This is a genomic window from Erwinia endophytica (genome assembly GCF_009295515.1).
Lineage (GTDB): Bacteria > Pseudomonadota > Gammaproteobacteria > Enterobacterales > Enterobacteriaceae > Erwinia > Erwinia endophytica.
Genome location: NZ_RQVV01000058.1, coordinates 1 through 3164, shown reverse-complemented (window position 1 = coordinate 3164; position 3164 = coordinate 1). Strand labels below are relative to the sequence as shown.

The following is a 3164-nucleotide window of genomic DNA, read 5'->3' as shown; positions in this document are numbered from 1 at the left end:
GAAGTGAGATATTGCTCTTTAACAATCCGGAACAAGCTGAAAATTGAAAAACGGCATGTTGTTTCCGTTCTGCGCAGGCAGGATGGAGAAGACGACATGTACGGGTCTCTCAAATGCTGACAACGACATGCAGTCCTTCGGGACGCTTGTGGGTTGTGAGGTTAAGTGAATAAGCGTACACGGTGGATGCCCTGGCAGTCAGAGGCGATGAAGGGCGTGCTAATCTGCGATAAGCGTCGGCAAGGTGATATGAACCGTTATACCCGACGATACCCGAATGGGGAAACCCGGTGCACTACGGTGCATCATCGCAACATGAATACATAGTGTTGCGAGGCGAACCGGGGGAACTGAAACATCTAAGTACCCCGAGGAAAAGAAATCAACCGAGATTCCCCCAGTAGCGGCGAGCGAACGGGGAAGAGCCCGGAACCATCATCATCAGTTGCATCAGTGGAAGCGTCTGGAAAGTCGCAGGATACAGGGTGAAACTCCCGTACACGAAGGTGCAGTTGTTGTGAGTTCGAAGAGTAGGGCGGGACACGTGATATCCTGTCTGAATATGGGGGGACCATCCTCCAAGGCTAAATACTCCTGACTGACCGATAGTGAACCAGTACCGTGAGGGAAAGGCGAAAAGAACCCCGGCGAGGGGAGTGAAACAGAACCTGAAACCGTGTACGTACAAGCAGTGGGAGCACCTTAATGGTGTGACTGCGTACCTTTTGTATAATGGGTCAGCGACTTGTATTCTGTAGCAAGGTTAACCGAATAGGGGAGCCGCAGGGAAACCGAGTCTTAACTGGGCGTTAAGTTGCAGGGTACAGACCCGAAACCCGGTGATCTAGCCATGGGCAGGTTGAAGGTTGGGTAACACTAACTGGAGGACCGAACCGACTAATGTTGAAAAATTAGCGGATGACTTGTGGCTGGGGGTGAAAGGCCAATCAAACCGGGAGATAGCTGGTTCTCCCCGAAAGCTATTTAGGTAGCGCCTCGTGAATTCATCTCCGGGGGTAGAGCACTGTTTCGGTCAGGGGGCCATCCCGGCTTACCAACCCGATGCAAACTGCGAATACCGGAGAATGTTATCACGGGAGACACACGGCGGGTGCTAACGTCCGTCGTGAAGAGGGAAACAACCCAGACCGCCAGCTAAGGTCCCAAAGTCATGGTTAAGTGGGAAACGATGTGGGAAGGCCCAGACAGCCAGGATGTTGGCTTAGAAGCAGCCATCATTTAAAGAAAGCGTAATAGCTCACTGGTCGAGTCGGCCTGCGCGGAAGATGTAACGGGGCTAAACCATGCACCGAAGCTGCGGCAGCGGCACGCAAGTGTTGTTGGGTAGGGGAGCGTTCTGTAAGCCGTTGAAGGTGGACTGTGAGGTTTGCTGGAGGTATCAGAAGTGCGAATGCTGACATAAGTAACGATAAAGCGGGTGAAAAGCCCGCTCGCCGGAAGACCAAGGGTTCCTGTCCAACGTTAATCGGGGCAGGGTGAGTCGACCCCTAAGGCGAGGCCGAAAGGCGTAGTCGATGGGAAACAGGTTAATATTCCTGTACTTGGTGTTACTGCGAAGGGGGGACGGAGAAGGCTATGTTATCCGGGCGACGGTTGTCCCGGTTTAAGCGTGTAGGCTGGCATTCCAGGCAAATCCGGAGTGCTGTAAGGCTGAGGCGTGATGACGAGGCACTACGGTGCTGAAGTAACAGATGCCCTGCTTCCAGGAAAAGCCTCTAAGCTCCAGGTAACACGAAATCGTACCCGAAACCGACACAGGTGGTCAGGTAGAGAATACCAAGGCGCTTGAGAGAACCCGGGTGAAGGAACTAGGCAAAATGGTGCCGTAACTTCGGGAGAAGGCACGCTGTCATCAGGTGAAACCCCCTGCGGGTGGAGCCGAAGGCAGTCGAAGATACCAGCTGGCTGCAACTGTTTATTAAAAACACAGCACTGTGCAAACACGAAAGTGGACGTATACGGTGTGACGCCTGCCCGGTGCCGGAAGGTTAATTGATGGGGTTATCCGTAAGGAGAAGCTCCTGATCGAAGCCCCGGTAAACGGCGGCCGTAACTATAACGGTCCTAAGGTAGCGAAATTCCTTGTCGGGTAAGTTCCGACCTGCACGAATGGCGTAATGATGGCCAGGCTGTCTCCACCCGGGACTCAGTGAAATTGAACTCGCTGTGAAGATGCAGTGTACCCGCGGCAAGACGGAAAGACCCCGTGAACCTTTACTACAGCTTGACACTGAACATTGAGCCTTGATGTGCAGGATAGGTGGGAGGCTTTGAAGCGTGGACGCCAGTCTGCGTGGAGCCATCCTTGAAATACCACCCTTTAATGTTTGATGTTCTAACCTGGCGCCGTAATCCGGCGTGGGGACAGTGTCTGGTGGGTAGTTTGACTGGGGCGGTCTCCTCCCAAAGAGTAACGGAGGAGCACGAAGGTCAGCTAATCACGGTCGGACATCGTGAGGTTAGTGCAATGGCATAAGCTGGCTTGACTGTGAGAGTGACGGCTCGAACAGGTGCGAAAGCAGGTCATAGTGATCCGGTGGTTCTGAATGGAAGGGCCATCGCTCAACGGATAAAAGGTACTCCGGGGATAACAGGCTGATACCGCCCAAGAGTTCATATCGACGGCGGTGTTTGGCACCTCGATGTCGGCTCATCACATCCTGGGGCTGAAGCAGGTCCCAAGGGTACGGCTGTTCGCCGTTTAAAGTGGTACGCGAGCTGGGTTTAGAACGTCGTGAGACAGTTCGGTCCCTATCTGCCGTGGGCGCAGGAGAACTGAGGGGGGTTGCTCCCAGTACGAGAGGACCGGAGTGAACGCACCGCTGGTGTTCGGGTTGTCATGCCAATGGCACTGCCCGGTAGCTAAGTGCGGAAGGGATAAGTGCTGAAAGCATCTAAGCACGAAACCTGCCCCGAGATGAGTTCTCCCTGGGTCCCAGAGACCCCTGAAGGGACGTTGAAGACGACGACGTTGATAGGCCGGGTGTGTAAGCGCAGTGATGCGTTGAGCTAACCGGTACTAATGACCCGTGAGGCTTAACCTTACAACACCAGAAGCGTTCTGGTGGGTGTTGAGAGACAGACAGAGAATTTTCAGCTTGTTAGCGGATAAAGAATTTAGCTGTTCTGCGGACTGAGGTCCG

The 3164-nt window shown here is 53.8% G+C and carries 1 rRNA gene; it reads left to right on the top strand.

Annotation, left to right across the window (positions count from 1 at the left end):
* Nucleotides 1-159 precede the first annotated feature (159 nt).
* Nucleotides 160-3065: ribosomal RNA gene (locus tag EH228_RS18845) — 23S ribosomal RNA — on the top strand.
* The last annotated feature ends 99 nt before the right edge of the window (nt 3066-3164 follow it).